This is a genomic window from Sulfurimonas sp. NW9 (assembly GCF_051132275.1).
Classification (GTDB): Bacteria; Campylobacterota; Campylobacteria; order Campylobacterales; family Sulfurimonadaceae; genus Sulfurimonas; species Sulfurimonas hydrogeniphila.
In genome coordinates this window covers 1598917-1621919 of sequence record NZ_CP093236.1, presented here as the reverse complement: position 1 = coordinate 1621919, position 23003 = coordinate 1598917, and the positions used below count along the sequence as shown (strand labels likewise).

Sequence of the window (23003 nt, the reverse complement as noted above, 5' to 3'; positions counted from 1 at the left end):
TCCTACCAGTATATGTGACGTTTTAAAATTATTGTATCATAATATTCTTCAATAATCATCTTGCTTATTCTGTCATCTTTTGAAATATAGAGTTTATAGCTTAGTTTTTTATCTGTCGGATCATTGAACAGATAAAAGGTTCTGGGTTTGTGTTTTCCAAGTTTTACATATAAATCAAAGACTTTTGACAATATATAATCTGTTGATGGCAAAACATATTGAGATAATTCATATCCGTCGATAAGGGCATGGTACAAAAGTTTCTTTTGCATCAAAATAACTGCAAAATAGGCTGAGTTTGCACGAGCTTCTTTTGAAAACTTCAGCATTGTTATTGGTATTGACAATCTGTCTATATAGTCTGAATGTAAACAGCCAAATGCATATAAACTGACAAACTCTTCATCTTTTTTATATCTTTGAAAATTGTTAAAACCTATGGTGCAGACCTCTTCATATTTTTTATTTTGATATAGAGTAAATAAATTTTGTTTTATATTATAGGCATAAAGGTTACATGTAACCATGATTAGCAGTAGTAATTTCATCTGAATTTTCCTGATTTGATTTCATTTAAGAGAATTTCGGCATTACTTGAGTGTGAAACTTTTATATATTCCTGCAGTGTATGGATTGCTTTGTTTTTTTGGTGAAGCTGCATAAGAGATTTTGCAAAAACAATCCAGCTTGCCTCAATATTGGAATTGATCTGATTTGTAATCAGTGCATAATTATATGCCTGTTTGTAGTTTCCAAGTTCATAATATTTTTTTGCGACAAAAAGACTCAAAGCAGGGTTCTTGTTCTTTTTAAAACGCTTGATAATTTCAAAAATATCATTTTGGGTCTCTTTTCTTTGGATAGTGATACTGATTTTTTTCTCTTTTTTTATTGAAGGCGATTTGACTGAGATATCTTGAACAGCCTCTGTAACTTTTCTTTCTTTGAAATGCTTGTGCTTTGTTTGTTTATATCTGTATTGTGGTTGTCTTACTTCATGTTGAATGTTTTTCATAAAATTCATTGATGGCTTGAGTGTTTGGAAAGAGGTTTCTTTTGTTTTGTCTGTGACAACTGTTTTAGGTTGTGCTGTTACTGGTTTTGGCTGTACAGCCATTGGTGCAGGTTGTTTTTTTATCGGCTTGACTTTTACTGCTGACGGTTGGTTTTTTGGCGGAAGAATTGATTTTTGAACTGTTTTTTTTGCTGTTACAGGCTTTTTTTGTGATTCAGCTTTACTGTTGGCTGTATAAAAGTAGTAAACAGCAGGAACAATCGCGAACAAAACAATACTGACAATGAAGTAAGGTAAAAATGATTTTATTTTATAGATTTTCCAACGTTTCTCCAAATCACGAATATTAAGCATTGATAAGTCCTGTGTGTATGGCAGCCATTTCAATAAATTTGTTGGGAATATGTGTAGTACTTAATGAATAATGACTGTTTTGTTCATAAGTATGATAAATGTCAAAAAGAGTATAAAGCAGTTTATTGGTATCTCTGTAATTCCCCTGTGTAAGTTTGTAGATATTATTTACTGTTTTAGTGTGAAACATATTTGCTGTATCAAAACAGTTTGCTTTCATAAGTTTTTTTTGTATATAAATCTTGAGTTCTGCTTTTGATGCATTTTCAAGTTTAAAAGTTTCCCAGATTCTTGTTTGAAAATGCTCTTTTGCGATGAGATCTTCTTTTTCTGTTTTGTGCAGGGTTATAACAAATTTAATACATCTTGTATCTGATAAAAGTCTTATTTTTTCCATTAAAACTTCAGAATAGAGCTGTGCTTCATCAAGTAAAACAATTGGTACCTTCTCAACAGCTCTCTCTTTTACAATTTTCATAAACTGCGTTAAGTTTAAGGTGTCATTATATTGGATGTTGAAAATATCCTGAGCGAGGACTTTATAAAATTCTGTTTCATCTAAAATAGGTGTTTCATAAAGATAGATATCGCACTCTTGCACTAAATCATCATAGAGTTTGCTCAGGAACATACTTTTTCCGGTTCCCGGTTTTCCAAAAAGAAGTACCATCTTTAATGGTTTGGATATAGAGTCTTTTAAGGATTTATAGATTGTGGAGACTCTGTCTAGTTGTATATAGTCCTTGGCATTGACTGTATCTAAGAAAACATTTTTTGAATTTGCAAAGATACTCTCCATATGTTATTTACCTTCTTCCTTGTCATCAGTCTGATTCAGTTTTATCTCTTTTTTCTTTTTTGAGGCCATTTCCAGTGTAAGTAATTCGTCGCTCAGTCCCTCATAACCTAAATCACTTAAAGAGATTGAATCTTTTTCTTTATGGATAATATGCGGTTCAATAATTATGACAAGTTCTTCAACTGTTTTTACCATTTCTTCATGTTTAAATAAATTACCAAGGAACGGAATACTGCCTAAGATTGGAACCTGATTTGAATTATTTGTGTTTTTGGAATTTATAAGTCCGCCCAAAATAATTCTGTTGCCGTCTTTGACAGTTACAACAGAAGAGAGTTGACGGCGGTTTAAATCCGGCGGCATATCTCTTCCTGTATTTGGTGTTTGGGAGATATCTGTTGTTGTTTCTGAGAGAGAGGGGTTTATTCTCAGAGTGATTGTTTTGTCATCAGAAATTTCCGGAGTAATTGTTAAAAGAACGCCGGCAAAGACAGAATTGACCAAATCGGTTTGGGTTGTAGCAGCGACTCCGCCGCCTGTTCCCTGTTGGTTGGTTGATGAGAGGATTTTATAAAAATACTCTGTCCCTGCTGTAATAAGTGCCGGTTGGTTGTTTAAAGTAAGAACTTTCGGATTCGATATGGAAGTAACATCTCCCTGTGTTTTTAAAAATTTGATAACCTCTGTCAGTTGTCCGCCGGCACTCATAGTAAAAAGTTGTGATGCACCCGCGCCTGTAGCAGCGGTATCTGTGATAATTCCATTGGCAGGTATTGTTGTACCGATATTGTTATAGTTTGCTGTACTTGCAGAGAGTTTGACATTTTGCAGAGCATACAGCTGTTTCCAGTCTATACCTGTTGTTTTTCCCTTGCTCATGGTAACGGAGAGCAGTTGTACATCAATCAGTACCTGGAGTTTTACCTTGTCTTGTAGTTTTTTTAGATAATTTTCAAAACGTTTGAGCTGTTTATCTGTAGCTGTTACAGTTATCAGACCTGCATTTTTGTTTATAATTGGAGGCGTTGCTTTGTAGATGTCATTTGGACGGTTGAGAATACTCTGAAACTCTGTATCAAGTTGCTCCCAAAATTTAACTTCATCAGAACTTTCGATTTTTACACCTGTATCTGATGTAGAATTGCCTCCGCCGGTTCCTGAGTTTCCACCGGCACCTCTTTGAGAATTGGAAGATCTGCCGCCGCCACCGCCAGCTCCTCCTCCCTGTTGTTGTGCATTTGAGGAAGAACTGAGCGTGACATCTGTACTGCCTGTGCTTTTTCTTTGTGAAAGAATATAGTCTATGTTGAAAACTTTTGTTGTTAAATAGGATATTTTTAAAAGGTTGTTTTCAAGAGTATAGGAAAGGTTATGCTGTGTCAATATAATATCTAACACTTCATCAATCGTTAAATTCTTTAAGTTTGTTTTATTCAGTTTGGTTTTCAGGAATTGTTCGGCATGAGGATCAGTTACTATGATACTGAAACCACATTCATCACTCAATTGTTCTACAAAGTCAATGATTTTGGTATTTTTTGCAGAACTGATACTAAAAAGCTCATAAGAACAATCTGCAAAGCTGGTTGTTGAAAGCATCGCGGTCATTATTGTTGCATAAACCGATGTTTGTATAAATTTCATTTGAGATCCCTACTTATTATAGATTTTTATTTTTTTACTTTTACTTTTTGTTGAAAGCAGAAGTTTTTTATTTTTTCGAACTAATAGAACAGAATTTCTACCGACTTTAATCAATTTATAACCATAAATATATTTACCCTGTTTATACCATTTTCCATTAATCATTGCTGATTTGTTTAAGATGGCATCAAGCCTGAAATGCACAGTGCTGTGTTGCGTGACTTTTTTGTAGTTTGCATGCGCACCAAATACTGTTTTTTTGGTTGTTTTGTTTTTTTTGGAATCATTTTTCTTGTGTAAAAAAATAAAAGGATCTTTTATCCTTGCAATCTCTTTTTCAGAAACTCCGATTCTTGGTGGTTTAATGGCTTTAATCTGCTCATCAACCCATGCCAGATTGTTGGAAAAAAGTTGCGAAGTCAGAAGGAGCATTAAAATCAAGTAGAATTTTTTCATTAGTATGTAATCCCCCATACAGATATATTTAAATCAGAAATCAACGCCTGATCAGCTTTTATATCAAAGTTGTGGATATCAACGACCAGTTCACTCTGTTCTAATGAATTGATAAACTTCAAGGTGTTTTTATAATTCGCAGTTGATTCAATTGTAATATCGAGTATGTGTCCAAAAGAACTCTCATTTTTTGCATATTTGTTTGTCAGGGTAAGCAGTTTGACATTATATCTTTGTGCATTAGTCGCTATGGAATCAAGATATTCACCCCATGCCCGTTCATCATATATTAAAGATGAAATAGTCTCAATTTTACTTTTTATATAAGAGTTGGTATCTTTTATGACAATTATCTCATTGTTTATGTTCCTGATTTCTTTTTCAAGCTGTAGAATTTTTGATTCTGGATTATGCTGCAGAAATGTTTTATCGGCATTTATCTTTGTCTGGAGATTTTGCACACTGGCTCTTGTCTGTGTGAATTTGTCAAAGGAACTGTCCCAGAACAGAAGGTATGCAAAGGTAAAAATGATACCGACAACCATCAGGTAAGTCATATAGATGTCTTTTTGGGTTTTGTTTTTAAAAGCTGCATCTATTCTATGGAGATAGTCTTCAAGATTTATTTTCATAATATACGCACCTTTAATTCACTGAAGTATTTATTTGTTTTTTCATCAAAGACAATCTCTTCAAGGATAAACTTGTATTTTCCTTCATAAATCTTAGTGAGATATTCAACAAGTTGTGTAATCTTTCTGTCATTATTGGCAACTAAATAAAAAGTCAGTGTTTTTGTTTTATTATCTTCTGCATATTTTGCTTCTTCAATTTTTACACCATACTTGTTTAAGTTTTTAGTGAACATTGTCAAAAGTTTTGCTTTCATGGGATAATCAACTTTTACTTCATGAATTTTCATAAGAGTGTTTTTTTTCTCAGAGTATTCTGTTTTTTCTTTGGCTAGCAATTTCAATGATTTTTCTTTGTCTGCTTTCCTGTTTTTAATAGTGGCTTCTCTGGTTATTTTGATATTATGAATCTCTTTATATTTTTGTTTGAGCAGATCTTCTTGCAGAGTCTGTGCATACGTAAGTATCCAGTATGTTATAGGGTACGCAAACGCAAGAGCAAAGGAAGCAAATATTAAAATTATAAGTTTGCCGCTTTCTCGTTTGATGAATTTCGGTGGTCGTCTGTAATCAGTAAAATTACATTCATATATTTCATCTTTGGGCAGTGTTGTATAAATATGCATAAGGGCATGAAGCTGATCAACATATTCATCTTCGGTCTCAAAACCGTAATCAAATTCAAATTCACTTGACTTTATGTTTAACTCAACTTCCAGCATTTCATAAAGTTTTGTTACAGTGGGAAGCTGTGCTCCTATATATACATGCTCAAATTTTTCAATATCAAATGCTCTTTTTGCATAGGTGAGAATATCATTGATATTTGCAAACAATTCTTTATAAAGACGAATAAAAAATTCTTTGTAATCGCTTGTAGTTTCTTTAAGATTTTCTTTTGAAAAAAAGTATATAAATTCGTTATATTCAATTCTCTCACCATACAGTTCACAAAAACGCTCATGCATTTCTACAAGAGAATATTTTAAAGATTTGGTATAAACAAATTCCTTGTTGCCGTAAATAGTCAAAAAAGCATCATTTTCCTGAATATAGATAAAACAGTGTACACCGTTACTGTCGATGAGTTCTTTTGTATAAAGTGATTTGATTAAAAGAGGCGAAGGAATGATGACATCAATATATTTTACTTTTTCAATAATTTTTATAAAAGTATTGGTTATGTCCAAAGGGTCTACGATAAAGACATGAAAATATCTGTTTTCTTCATCTAATGTGTCAAATGATTCTATGTACCGAATTTTATACTCAACTGCCTGATCAAGGGCCAGTTCATCATATGCTTTGTTACTGATAGCATCAAACAAATCTTCCTCAGGAATATTTTTACTGATTGCAATCTGGGCTGTTATGAATTCTTTTGTACTGATATATGAAATTACAAACTGATCTTTTGAAAATTTTGGACTTGTTGTTTCTGTGATGAAACTCGATATTCCACTAAAGTATGTCTCTTTGTATGGATTAATTGATAATACACTTGAAAAAGAGTGCTGTGTTGATGTATTCATTAACTATAATCCTATTTAAAATGAACCAATAACATGGAACAAAATTCATCATTTTTGTAAAACTCAATCCTGTATGTTTTGTTATTGTTATCAACTGAATAGTGTTTGTTTAACTCTTTTAAAGATATATTTATCTGACTTTCATCTACTCTGTCTTTTTTATAATAACCTATAACATTCACACGGTGTTTTTTACTCTTGACGATTTTAAAATCGTCACTTACATAAAATTCTGAAGCTTTTGGCAAAGAAACTTCGTTATTGTCTATAACAATTGTGTATTTTTCGGGACAATAATCCGACATTTTAAAATATTGGGGTTTGAGTGTAGTTACTAACTTATTCCCGATATATATCAAATATCTGCCTTGTTTTCTTTTTACTTCTCCCAACGGATGGGAGAAATAAAACTCATTACTTTTTGATTTTATCGGAATATAGCTTAAAGAGTTTTTTATATCATTCAAATTTAACAAAATATTGTGATTTATTACTAATGTTCCATAGTTTTTTATTATATTCGTGATTTGTGCTGCATTTAATTCAAAGTCGCGTTTGTAGGCGATTCCCATTATTTTCATATATTCTTCTATTGCCAGGAGTTGATAAAAGACTTTTTGAGACAAGCTGGAGAGATTTTTACTTGTCTCAATGGCAAATGCCGGCTTGTCATTTGTAACAGCAAAGTAGGTAAGAGAAAGCTGCATTGCCTCATCTTCATACTTTGTATTGGTGTTTTTTACATTGAAACTGTGATGCTTTTTCAGGAGTTTTTTATTGATATTGTTTTTGACTGTTTCTGCAATAGTGTTTAAGTCGCCAAAAAGCTGTTTTTGTTGGAGTCGGCACTGGTCAATAACACAGGTCTGTCCCCAGGCATTCGGATTAAATATACTGCCTTGGTTCTGCTTACGGTAAAAACCATGTCCGTCGTGTAAATTTAAGACTAAAGAAACTTTTTTTGAAAGTATTATTTTTTTGACTTCTTGGATGATTTTTCTGTCTTTGTCATCTTTTTTGATATGTGAAAACTTACGATTCATATCACCATGAATGCCACGTTTGTTAGCCATAATACTTTCTTTGTTCAAGTTTGGAATAATCCATAAATTCTTCGATGTTACAGTGTAGTGTGTGGCCAAGATTGAAGCTGCAAAATATCCGCCGGGTTCATTACCGTGAATTCCGCCTATAACTAAAAGAGTGGTGTTTGAGTCACTGTTTTCTTTTTTGATAAGCTGAATATTTGCATTGAGAACAGATGAAAAAAGAAGTGCCAGGCATATATTGAAAATCAGAGACATTTATTTCTCTGTTATAATGCTGAATTGATTGTTTTGTAAGCGTACAATTAATATCTTTTTTCCATGAAAAGAGAAACTGTCCGATTTGTACTCTTCGTTAAAGGTTATCTTATATAAGTTTTCAATATTGGGATATGCAATGATGTTTATATTGCGAAAGAGTATGATTTTATTTTCATTTTTGCTAAAAACTCTTTGCTTGTATTGCTTGAATTTTTCAAGATTCATACCGTCAAATCTTTTAAATTCCTGTGCATAGAAGTGAAGATAATCTTCCAGATTATTATAAAGCCAGGAATAGCGCCATGCGTACAGATTGGATAAAAGCAGTGCCAGGGTCTCTTTTGATACAGTATGGTTGCTGCCTGTATCTTCTTTTATAATCAATACTGTTTTTTTGATATCAATATTTTTATTAAGACATTCTATGCTTTTGTTATTGATGGCAATACACCCTTTTGTAAATTCGTCTCTTTCCTGATTGCTTGGCAGTCCGTGAATCCAGATACCCTGTCCAGTTTTTCCTTTGTATCTGTCATAGAGGTTCGGATAGGAAGTCACAAATGCCATTGGACCGTAAAAAGAGTCAACTTTTGATAGCTTTTTTACAATATCATAAACGCCAACAGGTGTTTTAAGGTCGCCTTCTCTGGTTTTGTCTCCTTTGAATTTTCCCGTAAAAGCACTGTACTCTTTTCGCAGCCTGTATGTGTTGTTGCTGTCTCTGGAGTAAATTAACAGTTCTGATTTTGATTTGTCACACAGTAAAATATTTGTATAGGATTCAATATAGCCAAATTGGGTGTCTTTGTTTTTGAGAAACTCCTGCCAATAATTTTTATCACTAAGGCTTTTATCCAACTCTTTTTGAATATTTTTAATGCCATGCAGTCGATAGTTTGTTAAAATGTCATTGTTTGAAGCAAACACAGCAGTTGAAAAACAAAGTGTACAGATAATACTTATAACAAAAAAGTAAAACCTATTGCCCATGGTCATATCCTATCTCTTTGAGGAAATTTTTGTCTTTTGTCCACCCTTTTTTGACTGTTACCTGAAGGTTCAAATAGGCTTTTTTCCCACTGAGTCTTTCGATTTTTTCTCGGGCAGATTTGCCTATTCGTTTGACGGAGTCACCGCCTTTTCCGATAATGATTCCTTTTTGCGACTCTTTTTCTATAATTATTGTGGCATAAATTCTGTCAATTCCTGTTTCTTCTTCGATAGAGTCAATAATGACATCCGATTCATAAGGGACTTCATCACTGATGTTTTCAAAAATAGCTTCACGGATAAATCCTGCATAAATGTCACGAACAAGTTCACTTGTCAAATCCTCAGGATCATACAGATAAGGAGATTCCGGTAAGTTTTTTGCAATAGTGTCCAATAGGTCTTTATGACCTACCTTACGGGGAATTGCTACAGGAATAAGCGCTTCAAAGTGATCAGCATATTTATTGTAGGCACTAATCGATTTAAAAAGTTTTTCTTGCGAAACCTGATCTATTTTGCTTAAAACAATAATATGCTTCACCCGTCCGTTGTTAATTTTTAAAAATCTTTCATAATGTTCGGTAGAATCAGTCACCGGTGCAAGGTAGACGATTAAATCACAATCACCCATTGCTTTAAGGGCTTCATCAAGCATAAACTGATTGAGCATTTTTTCTTTTTCATGCAAACCGGGCGTGTCGACAAAAATAATCTGTGCATTTTCATGCATAACAATTGCATTTGAACGCTTTCTTGTTGCATTGGCTTTTTGACTTACCATTGCAATTTTTTCGCCCAAAAGGGAATTCATTAGGGTGCTTTTACCTGCATTCGGACGTCCAATCAAGGAAACGAAACCAGCTTTAGTCATTTTTACAAACCTTACTTATTTTTACAGACACAAGTGTCTGAACTTATTATAATATATATCTTGATAAGTCTTCATCTTCTACGGCGTTATCGAGTTTTTCATGCACAAGCTTTGCTGTGACGACAAACTCTTTTCCTTTATACTCATCTGCATTGAAACTGATATCTTCAAGTATTCTCTCTAACACAGTATGCAGACGTCTTGCACCGATATCTTCAGCCGTTTCATTGGCACGGTGTGCAAGTTTTGCAATGGCTCTTACCGCTTCATCTTCAAATATCAACTCCATACCTTCAACGCCCAAGAGAGCCTGGTACTGTTTAAGCAGAGAGTTTTGTGTTCTTGTTAAAATTTGATAGAGTGTTTCTTCTGTCAATGCTTCGAGTTCAACACGAAGCGGAAATCTTCCTTGCAGTTCCGGAATCAAATCACTTGGTTTGCTGACATGAAAAGCACCGGCTGCAATAAAGAGAATATGATCGGTATTGATTGTTCCGTATTTTGTTGAAACACTGCTTCCCTCTACGATAGGCAAGAGGTCTCTCTGGACTCCTTCTTTTGAGGGGTCATTCCGTCCCTGACTTTTTTCACTGAGTGCAATTTTGTCTATTTCATCAAGAAAAATAATCCCTCCGTTTTCCGCCCGTCTCAATGCTTCTGCATTTACTCTTGTCATATCAAGAAGTTTATTGGTTGCTTCCTGACGAAGAAGCATCTTGGCATCTTTAACCGTTACCTCTTTTTTGTTGTCTTCTTTGTTAATTGTGGCAAAGACTTTGGAGAAAACTCTCTTGCACTTTGGCCATTTCCGGCGGTAAATTTGTGTCATTAAATTCGATATTGAGTTTTTCTATTTCAAGTTCTATGACTTTATCATCCATTTCACCGGATTCTATACGCTTTTCCATAGCTTCTAAGAGGCGTTGATAATCATCTTTTTTGCTTTCACTTGCACCGGCAGGAAGGGGAGGGAGCAGTTTTTCTGTGATTTTATTGATAATGTAGTTTTCTATTTTTTCTTTGTTTGCTTCTTCCTGTTCCGCTTTGACAATGCTGATGGAATTTACAACCAGATCACGAATCATAGACTCTACGTCACGACCGACAAACCCCACTTCTGTATATTTGCTTGCTTCAACTTTTATAAACGGTACTTTCATCATTTTAGCCAGACGGCGTGATATTTCCGTCTTTCCGACACCGGTTGAACCAATCATTAAAATATTTTTCGGAGTAATTTCATTCTTGAGTTCATCATCAAGCTGCATACGTCTGTAGCGTGTTCGCAAAGCAAGTGCAATGGTTTTTTTCGCATCTTTTTGAGCAATGACATAATTGTCCAGATATTCTACAATTTCTTTTGGTGTTAAATTCACTGCGCTTCTCCATCGAGTATGAGTGTTTTAATATTATGATTTGTATATATACAAAGATCTGCCGCTACATGTAAAGACTCTTTGACAAGTTCCTCTTCGTCCAATGAAGCGTGCTTTTTTAATGCGCGTGCAGCTGAAATGGCAAAATTGCCTCCGCTTCCTATAGAAGCGATTTGTCCGTCTTCCGGCTCAACCACATCGCCGTTTCCCGTCAAAATAAATATATGTTCATTGTTCAAAACAATCATCATAGCCTCAAGACGACGCAGCACTTTGTCTTTTCTCCAAGCCTTAGAAAACTCAACAACAGATTTGAGCAAATCTCCTTTTTTATTTTCTAAAAATTCTTCAAACATATCAAACAGATTAAAAGCATCAGCAGTACTTCCGGCAAACCCTGCCAGAATTTTACCGTGATGCAGCCTGCGGATTTTTGTTGCATTGCCCTTTAAAACGCTGTCTCCAAAGGTCACTTGACCATCACCGCCGATAACGGCTTTTTTTTGACCTTTGTAGGCCAGTATGGTAGTAGCATCAAACATTAATTCTTACTCTCCCTGAACATCTACATGGAGTTTTGCATGAATTCCGTGACCGAGTTTCAAATCCAAATCATGTTCCCCGATTGTTTTAATCGCTGTTTTGTCTGTAATGGCTTTTTTATCTATCTCTATGTCATGTTGTTCTTTGAGTGCATTTGCGACTTCTTCTTTGGTTATAGCTCCAAACAGGTGCCCGTTGTTGCCAACTTTTTTTGTAATGACAACTTCGAGTTTATCAAGTTTTTCTGCAATTTTTTTGAGTCTTGCTATTTCAGCTTTTTCTTCTTCTTCTTTTCTTTTGATTTCTGCCTCATGTTCAGCAATAATCTCAGGTGTTGCAGGTTTGGCAAAACCTTTTTTAATTAAAAAGTTTTGACCATAACCTGGTTTGACCTCTTTGACTTCACCGGCTTTACCCAAACTTTTTACATCTTTAATTAATAATACTTTCATAGATTATTCCTAGTTTTATTTTATCTTTCTATTTCACCTGGATAGGCAACAATACCATTTGTCAAGTTTCCGATTTTTGTATAACCGTTGTCTGTAAGAATTCTTGCAACATGAGCAGAACGGCTTCCTACATGACAGTAGAGTATGATATTTTCATTTTTACCGTAGTTTGTTTCTTCCCATGTTTGAAAAAATGAACTTGTCGGTACCAGTTTGTCTGCACCTTTAATGTGCCCCATCTGCCATTCCATATATTCGCGTACATCTACAAGCTTAAAATCAACCATTTTCAGTTCACGTGCTTCTAAAAGGGATACAAGTTCATCACCGTCAAGTTCGTCTTTGTTCACAAGTATTTCGCACTCCTCTTTTGTCAGTCCTCTGGAATGGCTGTGTGCGGCCTCTTCCATACCGAGTTCAATACGCTTTTTCTCGGCAAATTCAGGAGTACAGAAAATTCCACAGTGACAGACGCCACCCTCCGGAATTTCTTTTTCAATGGCAGGTTTACAAGGACAGATTCTGTCATCAACCGATTTTGGCTTTCCGTCAACTTCTTCAACCATAAAACAGGGACAAAATCTTTTTTTGTACATCATCTTGTTTCGTGCAAGGCCCATCTGTACGCCTTCGTTCACTTCTTCTTGCGGGTTGTATACCCAACCGAACTGTGCATTGACCTTGTCTGTAAATTTGATTGTTTTTTCAAGTTCCGCCTGAAATTCCGGTGAATTCATATCAATTTTTATTATACTCATATCTCGTTCCTCTAGTTATTTTTTAAATTTGTTTCTTGCTTTACCTTCAATGATAAAACGCAATGCATTGAGTTTTATAAAACCTTCTGCATCTTTTTGGTTGTAAACTTCATCTTCTTCAAAAGTAGAATATTCAGGATTAAAAAGCGAAACATCAGAACTTCTTCCCACAACGGTTACATTTCCTTTGTAAAGCTTTAATCGTACTGTTCCTTCCACCCATTTTTGTGTTTGATCAATTGCTGCCTGCAGCATTTCACGCTCAGGAGCAAACCAAAAACCGTTATATATAAGTTTTGCATAACGAGGCATCATCTCATCTTTAAGGTGCGCTGCTTCACGGTCAAGTGTGATGGATTCTATTGCCCGGTGTGCTTTGAGCATAATCGTTCCGCCCGGAGTTTCATAACATCCGCGGGCTTTCATGCCGACAAAACGGTTTTCAACGATGTCAACACGACCGATTCCGTGCTTGTTGCCATATTCGTTTAGTGTCTGCAGCATTGTGGCAGGTGAAAGTTTTTCTCCGTTGAGTGCAATCGGATCACCGTTTTTGTATTCGATCTCTATGTATTCGGGAGTATCCGGTGCTTTTTCTGGTGAAGTTGTCCACAGCCACATCGACTCTTCCGGCTCTGCTGCAGGGTCTTCCAAAATACCGCCTTCATAAGAGATATGCAAAAGGTTGGCATCCATAGAATAAGGGGATTTTTTTCCTTTTTTCTCAATCTGAATTCCATGCTGTGCCGCATAGGCCAAAAGTTTTTCACGAGAATTTAAATCCCATTCACGCCAAGGAGCGATAATGGTAAGTGTAGAGTCCTGTCCAAGGTATCCCATTTCAAAGCGAACCTGGTCATTGCCTTTTCCTGTTGCCCCATGCGCTACACCGTCAGCACCGGTGATTTTTGCAATTTCTGCCTGACGTTTTGCTATTAAAGGGCGTGCAATGGATGTCCCTAAAAGATATTCCCCTTCATAAATAGCATTGGCACGAAACATCGGGAAAACAAAATCTCTTACAAACTCTTCGCGTAAATCATCAATAAAAATATTCTCAGGTTTAATGCCAAGTTCAAGTGCTTTAACACGTGCAGGTTCAAGTTCTTCACCTTGTCCTAAATCTGCTGTAAAAGTAACAACTTCGCATTTGTATTCGTCTTGCAGCCATTTGAGTATAACACTGGTATCAAGTCCGCCAGAGTATGCCAAAACAACTTTTTTAACACTTTTTTTCATGTAAAAAACCTTTGATAATAAAATAATTACCGCGATTATAACGAAAAACAGGTGAGAAGTTGCTTATGAATTTTGTATTTGTTTTTTTTAGTAAAACTTGCCAAAGGTGTGTTTACATGTAAAGAGGGTTCAAGAGTAAATGCAGTACTTTGTGAAGTACACTTTACCCCTTAGAGTCAAATAGAATTCCGCTGACCTCTTGCATTTTTGGAAGAAAATCATGTGCCTGTTCTGCCGGAAATCTTCGAATAACGGTATTTGTTTTTGTATCTATCGCCGCTACATAAAAGATGTCATTTTTGTCTACTCCAAATTTTATACTTGTATTGAGCGGAGAAAGTGCATCATTGAGCTCCTTTACCAGATTTTCAACATCTTTTTGGGCGTTTGTATTTTTTGTATTGTCAGCTGCAGAATTTTGTGTTTCTTTAATAACATCAGCCTGCTTTGTTCTTGTCTGTGCTGTCTGCTGTACCTGCTGTGACTGATTTTGTGATCGTCCTGAATTTCTGCCGAACCTACCTGTGACTGCTGCTGTCTTGCAACATTTGCAATGCCATCCATGACATACTCCTTTGCGAAAAGTGTAATTAGTAATGACAAAATCGACAATGCCGTGAATAACTTTAGAAAATATTTTATTTTTTTGTGTTTATTCTAAAATATTTATGATAATCTTGCGTTTATGAAAGAATATATAAAATTACTCAAAGAAGAAAAAGTATTAAGACAGCTTTCGACAATTCAGCTGATTTCTTATTTTGGGGCCTGGTTTTCCAATGTAGCTATATATACTCTGCTCATTGAGTTACATGTATCCGCCTCTGTTGTCGGTTTTGTAGCAATGCTGAACTTTTTTGCCGGTGTTTTGCAGGCTCCGTTTTCGGGTCCTGTTATAGACAGGATGAATCCAAAAAAACTGATGCTGCTGCTTATCACGGTGGAAATAGTCGCTACTGTCTCTTTGATATTTGTGACACAGGTCTCGGACTTGTTACTTTTGTATGTATTGATATTTTTTAAAATGGCGGCAGCTTCATTTTATTTTACGACAGAGATGTCGCTTTTGCCAAAAATCCTGCATGGGAGCAAGCTGCAGCGCGCTAATGAACTGCATTCTATTATCTGGTCGTTTTCCTATACGCTGGGAATGGCGGTAAGCGGCTTTGTGGTTTATTGGTTTGGTATAAAAACGGCCTTTATGCTTGACGGATTGATGTTTTTTATAGCTTTTTGGCTGCTCTTTTATACAGAAATTAAAATAGAAATACTGAAAGTCGAAGAAAATATTTTTAAAATGATGCAGGAGACTTTTGTTTATCTCAAAAGAACACCAAAAGCTCTCCATCTGATGCTTATCCACTCTTTTGTCGGTCTTACCGCTTTTGATGCCCTGGTGGCCTTGATGGTTGATGAGTATTATGCCTCTTTTATTGCGGCTTCACTGGCTCTTGGGCTACTGCATTCTGCCCGTGCCGTAGGTCTTGTCATCGGTCCGGTATATATCGGAAAATGGATTAACAACACAAGGCTTGTCTATGTATTTATAGCCCAGGGGACAGCTGTCTGGATATGGGCATTTGCAATGCATAATTTTTATCTTTCTTTGGCAGCGAGCGTGCTTGTCGGTTTCTTTACAACGACTTTATGGTCTTACAGTTATACACTTTTGCAAAAAAACATAGAAAAAAAATACTATGGACGGATTGTTGCCTATAATGACATGCTGTTTTTGTCTTCGGCAGCTTTTACTTCGTATATGATTGGCTTTTTGGCAGCACATTCATTTTCTTTAGAGGCAATTACGGCTATAATTGGCAGCGGTTTTTTTGTAGGCGCGCTTTACTATAAATATGTACTCAAAAGTCAAAAAATAGAAGAGATTTCATGATGAGTTTTGCAATACTTGGCGGACTGCTGTTAAACATTGGTGCCTATCTTACCTATAAAGGAAAGATTTATCAGGCAGTGATTGTCTATCTTTTTGCAGATATCTGCTGGATAATAATGGCAGTGCAAAAAGAGGATGTGATTGGTGCGGGTTTTATTGTAACAGGCACAATATTCGGATTTTTGGCATATTTGAAAATGAAAAACGGTGCAATGAAAAAAAGTTTAGACAAGGGAGAGGAATGATTTACAAATCAAAAGAGGGTGACATCAGTTTGGAGAATTTGACACGTCTGTATGGTGCGGTTGTCATTGATATGCAGGGTGAAATTGCCGAGATGAGTCTGGAATGGTTTGATCTGTACGGTGAGAAAGTCAAGTTGATACATTATGTGCTTGTGTTTGATTATACACCGCCGGGTGAAAATGTCAGAGATACAAAAGTTTTGGAATTTTCTACAAAAGAGGCACTGATAGAAACGATGCAAGAGGTAGCACAATTTTTTCAAAAATAATTTCAAAAGATACCAAAAAAGTTCTCTCTCTTGCCTTTCCTGCAGCGCTCAAGCATCTTGTAGATATTTTGCAGGTGCTTATAGATATGCTGATGGTGGGAACGGTAAGTGTTGCCGCACTTGCGGCTGTCGGTATGAGTATGCAGTTTATGATGATTATCAATGTGTTGATGACGCTGTATGTCATAGGCGGCAATGCGCTTATCTCGCGATTTATCGGGCAGGGCAGAAAAAACAGAGCTTCGGCACTTCTCTTTTCACTTGTTATTCTTGCCGTGATTTTGGCTTTTTTTGTAACGATTGGCGGCTATTTCGGCAGCACACATTTTTACAGCTGGATGGGTGCGACACCTGCAGTGGTAGAGCAGGGCAGTATCTATTTTAAAGTCTTATCACTCGGTATTGTCGTGATATTTTTGGATAATCTGCTTTACAATGCCCTGAGTGCCGCAGGAGATACAAAAAGCTCTTTTTACATCAAACTCTCTTCTGCCGCTATGAATGCTTTTATGAATTATGTGCTGATATTCGGTCATTTCGGCTTTGAAGCAAGAGGTATTGAAGGTGCTGCCATTGCAACGGTCATCTCCTATATATTTAATGTTGTTGCCTACTATATACTTATAAAAAAGATGAATTCGAGTCTTGATTTTGTGCCGATTATTCGCACGCAGGATATAAAAAGAGTCCTGAAAGTCGGTTGGAGTGCAGCACTTGACCGTGGTATATCGAGTATGAGTTTTTTGGTTTTTGTCTCCATCATCACTGCTTACGGAACGGCAGAACTTGCAGGCTATCAGGTCGGACTCCGTGTTGAGGGCATTGCCTTTATGCCAGGTTTTGGTTTTGCCATCGCCGCAATGGCGCTGGTAGGACAAAATATAGGAAAAAAAGATTTTGACAAAGCCTATAATATGGGGATAATTTCCGGACGGATTGCCTATGTGTTTATGGGAAGTGTCGGGTTGATTATGATACTCTTTCCGGAGTTTCTTGTGAGTTTTTTTACAAAAGACGCTCTGACGATTGCAGTTGCCTCAAAGTACCTTATACTGGTAGGTTTGGCGCAGATTCCACTTGCAATTATGTTTGTCTATTCTGCAGCACTTCGAGGAGCCGGTGCCACAAAAACCACCCTGAAAGTCAATGTCTCTTCTTTGTGGCTTTTCCGTGTGATTCCTTCGTATACAGCCTATCATATGGGCTATGGAGTTGTTGTGATTTTTGCAATTATGAATATAGAAACTTTGATAAAAGGCATTATCTATTGGTATCTGTATTCTAAAAGAGAGTGGCTCTATACCAAAGTATAAATTTATTTGGGATGTGTTGTTTGTAACTATTTCACCAGGGGGAGCTTCAATGCCATAAAGTTTAGCGGCTTTTTCGGAACCCGTACTTCAGTGCGGATCGAGAGTGGCAGGAAAGTAGTAACAGTCGGCACTAAAGTACCGATTCCAAGAGGTTGTTGTATTGCGGAACCTATCCTTTATGATGGGCTGAGAGTGGCAGGAAAGTAGCAACAGTCGGTACTACAGAAAAAATTTAGTTTTTTTCTGCAGTGCGGGCTTTGTATCTTTGAAGACTAAAGACTAGGTTAAAACCCAGGTTCCAAAAAAATATCAAATTTTTTTTTAACTTAATGGCAATACATTAGTTTTGATGGTTCCCAACAGTATTTGGGATTGTGTTTCCGCTGGCTTGCATGCTGAGTGCCTGTGGGTATTTTTTGTAATGTGTGCGTACTGTTTTGGCGAGTTTTTCTTTGGTGCGTGTGTCGATGACTCCGTTGTCAGCTATGGTGTCTGCAATGTTTTGTACCAGTTCATCCTGGGGGTTTTGCATTTTGCTTTTCCAAGAAAGTAAAAGTGCTTTGTTTACATGTAAAGGCAAGGAGCCCATTATGCCGATATCGTTTTGATTGTGAATGAGCAGTCCTGAGGTAGTGCCTCTGTCAAGTGTCAAAACCTGGAAAAGATAGAGTGTGTGGTAGTCAAGCTGCTGTTGGAGTGCCTCTTTTGAGATTTCTGTTCTTGTCTGCAAAGCATTTGTTATAATGTGGATGTAGGTGTCTATAATGCCCTCTCCAAAGTTTTTTGCAAAATCGGCATCGGCCTGTTTGTTGTCTGTTTTGTAGTTTTCAAGGTAAAAATGAGAGATGCCGCGTGTACGCTGCAGGGCGGGAATTGTAAAATATTTGTCGCCCTGTTCTGCGCCTGTTGTATAGTTTTTGCTTCCTAGGTTTTGCAAGGCTTTGTCAAATGCAGTTTTATCTTCTTCATAGGCAACAGCAGGATTCAAATCAGCCATAATTCGCCAATAGGAGGGTGCATTACGCAACTGTGTCAGACTGATGTGAATATGCACAGAGGGGACATGCGGATTGGCAGGATGGATAATGGTTGAAATGGCGGTGGCACTTTTGAGTTTTTTTTCAGGTTTGTCATCATAATGTACCTGTGAGATATTCACGCTTGCGGTATTGAACAGTTTTTTGTCTCTTGCTTCAAATCTGTTTCCGCCCCCGTGAAGTCCGGCATCTCTGAGCCAGGTAACTTCTTTGAATTTTTTATCGGCTCCAAACTTTTTTGAAAGAGTATCGAGTTTGTCAACAAATCTTTTTTGTAAAGCAGTGACGAGTGTGTATGCTTGCTGTGCTTCTTTTGAGTCTGCTAAAATCAGTGTCATATTTATTATCCATAATTTTTTCCTAATTTTAGCAGGTTAAGACTAAATAAAAGTCTACAGAGCAAAATATTTACCTTCTCCCTCCGCCTTTTCCGTGAGAACCCTGGTACATATTTTGAGAACCTGAACCGCTTCCCTGATTTTGGGAACCTTTTTTGTATTGATATTTATTTTGCTTTTTCTCTCCTGAACCGCTGCCGTTATATTGTTGAGTTCGCTCTTGCATCTGTTGCATTTGTGCCTCATGTTGGGCAAAACTTTCATCTGCATAACTTATGCCTGCTAATAATAGTGACAGAATGAGTATCTTTTTCATCTTACGCTCCTTATGTTTTATAAGAGGAGTATAGCAGTTTTGTATTAGCGGATTGTTAGCGGTTAGATGTTTTTTTAGCAAGTTTAAGATAATATTTCAGTATGAATAAACAAGAGTATAAACAGGCAGTAGAAAAATTAAATTTGTGGGCATATCATTATTATGTTTTGGATGATCCGATTATGACGGATGAGGTGTATGACAGACTTTACAAGAAGGTGGAGGAGTATGAAGCGGCACACCCTGAAGATGTTTTAAAAAATTCGCCTACGCAAAGAGTCGGAGATGTCGTCAGCGAGGGCTTTGTAAAAGCGCGTCATCTCTCGCGTATGTGGTCTTTGGAAGATATTTTCAATGCCGAAGAGTTGAAAAAATGGCTGGAAAAAACCTACCGGCTTGACAAAAATGTGACCTTTTACTGTGAGCCAAAGTATGACGGTGCTTCGCTCAACCTTATCTATGAAAACGGTGAACTGCAAAAGGGCATCACCAGAGGTGACGGAACAGTGGGTGAACTGATTACGCAAAATGTCAAAACGATTCGCACGGTTCCTTTGAGCATAGAGCATAAAGAGCTGATTGAAATTCGCGGAGAAGTAGTCATTTTAAGGACGAGTTTGAAAAAATCAACAAAGAGCGTCTCAAACAGGGAGAACCGCCTTTTGCCAACCCGCGTAATGCTGCAGCAGGGAGTCTCCGCCAGCTTGATCCGAATATTACCGCAAAAAGAAATCTTGTCTTTTTGCCCTACGGTGTCGGTGTAAACACTCTGCCGCATAAACTTTTGAGCGATAAAATGTCCTATATCTACAAACTCGGTTTTCGCGAACCGCCGCTTCGTGCCGTAACAAAAGGCTATGACGAGATAGAGGCAATGTATGAACGTATGAAAGAGGAGCGTGAGAGTTACCCTATGATGCTTGATGGGATGGTTGTCAAGGTCAATGAAATCGCAGCGCAGATAGATATGGGATATACGGTAAAAGTACCGCGTTGGGCAGTGGCCTATAAATTTCCGGCAGTCGAGAAGATAACACGCGTAAAAGACATCATTTTGCAGGTCGGGCGTACGGGTGTGATAACGCCTGTGGCTATTGTAGAGCCGACAGAAATAGAGGGGGCAGTTGTTGAGCGTGCGACGCTGCATAATTTTGATGAGATAGAGCGTATGGACATCCGTATAGGGGACAAGGTGATTATTTTGCGAAGCGGGGATGTGATTCCAAAAATCGTCAAAGTATTGACACAGGAACGCAGGGGAGATGAAAAGAAAGTTCTCCGTCCTACACGCTGCCCTGTTTGCGGGAGCGAACTCTTGCAAGAAGATGTGCTTATAAAATGTCAAAATCTCAAATGTGAGGCACGGGTTGTCAACTCCATTATCTATTTTGCTTCCAAGCAGTGCCTCAATATTGATGGACTCGGCAGTAAAATAGTTGAGCAGCTTTTTAATGCGGGACTTGTCAAAAGCGTACTTGATTTATTTGCTTTGAGTGAAGAAAAACTCTTAAAGCTTGAAGGCTTTAAAGAGAAAAAAGCAAGAAACCTGCTCAATGCCATAGAGAATGCAAAAGGCTGTGAACTGTGGCGTTTTATCAATGCGCTCGGAATCGAGCATATCGGCGAAGTGGCTTCAAAAATGATAGCCGAAGCTTTCGGGCTGGCATATTTACATGTAACGCAGGAACAGCTTGTAGGCATTGACGGCATAGGGGAAGAGATGGCACAGAGCTATTTGGAATTTATGCGTGTGAATGAAGATACTGTGCTTAAGCTTCAAGAGATTTTACAGCCGGTGCCGCCGAAAAAAAGAGAAGAAGCAGAAGAAAATCCTTTTAAAGGAAAAACGGTGGTACTCACGGGAACTATGAGCGAGCCAAGACCTGTTATAAAAGAGAAGCTTGAAGCACTCGGCGCAAAAGTTTCAGGCAGTGTAAGCAAAAAAACCGACTATCTTATTTATGGCGAAGATGCAGGCAGCAAGTATGACAAGGCGGTTAGTCTGGGGTCAAAACACTTACGGAAGAGGAAATGAGAGAGATGCTCCCATGAGACTGGATAACTGTTTGGTAGCAAACGGCCTGAGTGAAAGCCGTAACAAAGCGCAGGCTATGATTAAAAACGGACTGGTTCTTGTGAACAGCAAAACTGTCAAAAAACCGGCCTTTGGAGTAGAAGAAGATGACAGGGTGGAAGTGGTGCAGCATAAAAGATATGTTTCCCGTGCTGCTTTGAAGCTTGAATATTTTTTGGATGAACTGGATTTACATGTAAGCAATAAAAGAGCTTTGGATATCGGTTCTTCCACGGGCGGATTTACCCAGGTTTTGCTTGAGAGAGGTGTGCGGGAAGTCAGTTGTGTTGATGTGGGACGGGAACAGTTGCATCACTCTTTGCGTGAAGATAATCGTGTCAATACTTATGAAGGCTGTGATATCCGCCGGTTTGAGGCGGATGAACCGTTTGAACTGGTTGTCAGTGATGTTGCCTTCATCTCTTTGCTGTATATTTTGGATGCTGTTGACAGGCTTGCTTCGGGTGATATCATTTTGCTCTTTAAGCCGCAGTTTGAAGTAGGAAGAGAGGCAAAACGTGACAAAAACGGCGTTGTACAGGATGCAAAGGCAATAGAGAGGGCAATGCAAAGGTTTGAAGATGCCTGCCGTTTGAAAAACTGGCAGTTGGTGAAAAAATCTCCCTCAAAACTTGCGGGGAAAGAGGGAAACTTAGAGTATTGTTATCACTTTAAAAAAGATATATTATAATGCTGAAAGAGAAGAAAAAAATGAAGGTGCAAATATGAGAAAAAGCACATCAATCGCCATAGGCGGATTTGACGGAATGCACATCGGGCATCAGGCACTTTTTCGTGAGCTTGATGACAACGGTACTATTGTTGTGATTGAAACAGGATATGCCAACCTGACACCTGACGGATTTAGACAACGCTATACAAAGCATCGTATTGTCTATCTGAAGCTTGATGATATACGGCATTTGGACGGAGAGGGTTTTGTTGCTTTTTTACAAAAAAAGTTTCCAAAATTAAAAAAAATAGTTGTGGGATATGATTTTCATTTTGGCAAAGACAGAAAATATTCCTATGAAGATTTAAAACAATTATTTAAAGGAGATGTAGTTGTGGTAGACGAGGTCAAACATAACAACGATTCGGTACATTCGCATAAAATAAGGGCAAAACTCCAAATAGGCGACATAAAAGGTGCCAATGATTTTCTCGGACACAACTATATGATTACCGGTATAAGAGTTGACGGACAGGGTCTGGGCTCCCGGGAACTTGTTCCGACAATCAACCTGAGAGTGAAGGGTTTTTTACTGCCGAAGGAGGGAGTGTACGCAACGCTTACTCGCATTGACGATGAAGAACATTTTCATCCCTCGGTAAGTTTTATAGGACACCGTATAACAACGGACGGCAGTTTTGCGGTAGAGACACACATACTTGACGGTGTGGTTACATGTAAAGAAAAAGCTGAAATAAGTTTTGTTGATTTTATACGAAACAATGAGAAGTTTGACTCTTTAAATAACTTAAAAGAGGCAATTAAAAAAGATATAACGATTGCAAATCGGATGCTAAAAAGATTGGAATTGTAAGT

Annotated in this window: 24 protein-coding genes and 2 pseudogenes; 7 read left to right on the top strand and 19 right to left on the bottom strand. The window is 37.3% G+C overall.

The genetic code is table 11. From position 1 onward, the window contains the following. Window positions 1–2: 2 nt before the first annotated feature. The 17 genes and pseudogenes from MLC44_RS09155 to MLC44_RS09075 all read right to left on the bottom strand — a co-directional run bounded on the left by MLC44_RS09155 (window position 3) and on the right by MLC44_RS09075 (window position 14535). Window positions 3–548, bottom strand: a complete 546-nt coding sequence (locus tag MLC44_RS09155; protein WP_151899988.1) for a hypothetical protein — start codon at window positions 546–548, stop codon at window positions 3–5. Then, entirely contained in the window at window positions 545–1369 is an 825-nt protein-coding gene (locus tag MLC44_RS09150; RefSeq protein WP_434657024.1) for a CDC27 family protein, read from the bottom strand. Before MLC44_RS09150 ends, MLC44_RS09155 begins: the two co-directional genes overlap by 4 nt. Continuing rightward, the gene (locus tag MLC44_RS09145) at window positions 1362–2168 is read right to left on the bottom strand and encodes an AAA family ATPase (protein WP_434657021.1); all 807 of its coding nucleotides are present in this window, start codon (window positions 2166–2168) and stop codon (window positions 1362–1364) included. Before MLC44_RS09145 ends, MLC44_RS09150 begins: the two co-directional genes overlap by 8 nt. Window positions 2169–2171: 3 nt before the next feature. Beyond that, on the bottom strand, window positions 2172–3812 hold the full coding sequence (mshL, locus tag MLC44_RS09140; protein WP_346388969.1) for a pilus (MSHA type) biogenesis protein MshL: 1641 nt from the start codon (window positions 3810–3812) through the stop codon (window positions 2172–2174). 9 nt (window positions 3813–3821) lie between these two features. Continuing rightward, window positions 3822–4268 (bottom strand): hypothetical protein, encoded by a 447-nt coding sequence (locus MLC44_RS09135; protein WP_434657019.1) that lies wholly within the window; start codon window positions 4266–4268, stop codon window positions 3822–3824. Continuing rightward, window positions 4268–4900 carry a hypothetical protein gene (locus tag MLC44_RS09130; protein WP_151899993.1) on the bottom strand — a complete coding sequence of 211 codons (633 nt, stop codon included), beginning with the start codon at window positions 4898–4900 and terminating at the stop codon, window positions 4268–4270. Before MLC44_RS09130 ends, MLC44_RS09135 begins: the two co-directional genes overlap by 1 nt. Then, entirely contained in the window at window positions 4897–6432 is a 1536-nt protein-coding gene (locus tag MLC44_RS09125; protein ID WP_346388967.1) for a hypothetical protein, read from the bottom strand. Before MLC44_RS09125 ends, MLC44_RS09130 begins: the two co-directional genes overlap by 4 nt. 11 nt (window positions 6433–6443) lie before the next feature. Then, a complete protein-coding gene (locus tag MLC44_RS09120; protein WP_434636489.1) occupies window positions 6444–7736 on the bottom strand; it encodes a M99 family carboxypeptidase catalytic domain-containing protein in 1293 nt (430 codons plus the stop codon). Then, window positions 7737–8729 (bottom strand): L,D-transpeptidase family protein, encoded by a 993-nt coding sequence (locus tag MLC44_RS09115; protein WP_151899996.1) that lies wholly within the window; start codon window positions 8727–8729, stop codon window positions 7737–7739. It lies immediately after the preceding gene. Further along, window positions 8719–9603: a GTPase Era gene (era, locus tag MLC44_RS09110; RefSeq protein WP_434657017.1), complete on the bottom strand. Its 885-nt coding sequence runs from the start codon at window positions 9601–9603 to the stop codon at window positions 8719–8721. The genes MLC44_RS09115 and era overlap by 11 nt, the downstream gene beginning before the upstream one ends. Window positions 9604–9649: 46 nt before the next feature. Beyond that, window positions 9650–10979 (bottom strand): annotated as a pseudogene (gene hslU, locus MLC44_RS09105) (HslU--HslV peptidase ATPase subunit). Continuing rightward, window positions 10976–11521: an ATP-dependent protease subunit HslV gene (gene hslV, locus MLC44_RS09100; RefSeq protein ID WP_151899999.1), complete on the bottom strand. Its 546-nt coding sequence runs from the start codon at window positions 11519–11521 to the stop codon at window positions 10976–10978. Before hslV ends, hslU begins: the two are co-directional and overlap by 4 nt. Window positions 11522–11527: 6 nt before the next feature. Then, the gene (gene rplI, locus MLC44_RS09095) at window positions 11528–11974 is read right to left on the bottom strand and encodes a 50S ribosomal protein L9 (protein WP_346388963.1); all 447 of its coding nucleotides are present in this window, start codon (window positions 11972–11974) and stop codon (window positions 11528–11530) included. Between the two features lie 20 nt (window positions 11975–11994). Further along, window positions 11995–12732, bottom strand: coding sequence for a ferredoxin-thioredoxin reductase catalytic domain-containing protein (locus MLC44_RS09090; protein WP_151900001.1), 738 nt, complete (start codon window positions 12730–12732; stop codon window positions 11995–11997). 15 nt (window positions 12733–12747) lie between these two features. Continuing rightward, the gene (locus tag MLC44_RS09085) at window positions 12748–13971 is read right to left on the bottom strand and encodes an argininosuccinate synthase (RefSeq protein WP_151900002.1); all 1224 of its coding nucleotides are present in this window, start codon (window positions 13969–13971) and stop codon (window positions 12748–12750) included. 163 nt (window positions 13972–14134) lie between these two features. Further along, window positions 14135–14404 (bottom strand): flagellar protein FlaG, encoded by a 270-nt coding sequence (locus tag MLC44_RS09080; protein ID WP_434658875.1) that lies wholly within the window; start codon window positions 14402–14404, stop codon window positions 14135–14137. After that, window positions 14329–14535, bottom strand: a complete 207-nt coding sequence (locus MLC44_RS09075) for a hypothetical protein (RefSeq protein WP_434657015.1) — start codon at window positions 14533–14535, stop codon at window positions 14329–14331. The genes MLC44_RS09080 and MLC44_RS09075 overlap by 76 nt, the downstream gene beginning before the upstream one ends. Before the next feature lie 121 nt (window positions 14536–14656). Between MLC44_RS09075 and MLC44_RS09070 the strand changes: the two genes are divergently transcribed. Genes MLC44_RS09070 through MLC44_RS09055 form a run of 4 tightly spaced genes read left to right on the top strand, consistent with a single transcriptional unit; the run spans window position 14657 to window position 17689 of the window. Then, window positions 14657–15862 carry an MFS transporter gene (locus tag MLC44_RS09070; protein WP_151900004.1) on the top strand — a complete coding sequence of 402 codons (1206 nt, stop codon included), beginning with the start codon at window positions 14657–14659 and terminating at the stop codon, window positions 15860–15862. Further along, window positions 15859–16107 (top strand): hypothetical protein, encoded by a 249-nt coding sequence (locus MLC44_RS09065; RefSeq protein ID WP_418640489.1) that lies wholly within the window; start codon window positions 15859–15861, stop codon window positions 16105–16107. Before MLC44_RS09070 ends, MLC44_RS09065 begins: the two co-directional genes overlap by 4 nt. Then, entirely contained in the window at window positions 16104–16376 is a 273-nt protein-coding gene (locus MLC44_RS09060; protein ID WP_151900006.1) for a hypothetical protein, read from the top strand. The genes MLC44_RS09065 and MLC44_RS09060 overlap by 4 nt, the downstream gene beginning before the upstream one ends. Next, window positions 16361–17689: an MATE family efflux transporter gene (locus MLC44_RS09055; protein WP_346389038.1), complete on the top strand. Its 1329-nt coding sequence runs from the start codon at window positions 16361–16363 to the stop codon at window positions 17687–17689. The genes MLC44_RS09060 and MLC44_RS09055 overlap by 16 nt, the downstream gene beginning before the upstream one ends. Window positions 17690–18029: 340 nt before the next feature. Here MLC44_RS09055 and MLC44_RS09050 read toward each other — a convergent pair whose 3' ends face one another. Together MLC44_RS09050 and MLC44_RS09045 are read right to left on the bottom strand one after the other, a co-directional pair. Then, entirely contained in the window at window positions 18030–19064 is a 1035-nt protein-coding gene (locus tag MLC44_RS09050) for a coproporphyrinogen III oxidase (protein WP_434657013.1), read from the bottom strand. 70 nt (window positions 19065–19134) lie between these two features. Then, complete coding sequence (locus MLC44_RS09045) at window positions 19135–19380, bottom strand: hypothetical protein (RefSeq protein WP_346388958.1); 246 nt, start codon at window positions 19378–19380, stop codon at window positions 19135–19137. A 101-nt stretch (window positions 19381–19481) separates the two neighbouring features. Between MLC44_RS09045 and ligA the strand changes: the two are divergent. The 3 genes and pseudogenes from ligA (at window position 19482) to MLC44_RS09030 (ending at window position 23001) form a co-directional block, all read left to right on the top strand. Then, window positions 19482–21415: pseudogene (gene ligA / locus MLC44_RS09040) on the top strand (NAD-dependent DNA ligase LigA). Window positions 21416–21428: 13 nt separating this feature from the next. Further along, the gene (gene tlyA, locus MLC44_RS09035) at window positions 21429–22145 is read left to right on the top strand and encodes a 23S rRNA (cytidine-2'-O)-methyltransferase TlyA (RefSeq protein WP_434658874.1); all 717 of its coding nucleotides are present in this window, start codon (window positions 21429–21431) and stop codon (window positions 22143–22145) included. 34 nt (window positions 22146–22179) lie between these two features. Continuing rightward, a complete protein-coding gene (locus MLC44_RS09030; RefSeq protein WP_434636471.1) occupies window positions 22180–23001 on the top strand; it encodes a bifunctional riboflavin kinase/FAD synthetase in 822 nt (273 codons plus the stop codon). Window positions 23002–23003 lie beyond the last annotated feature (2 nt).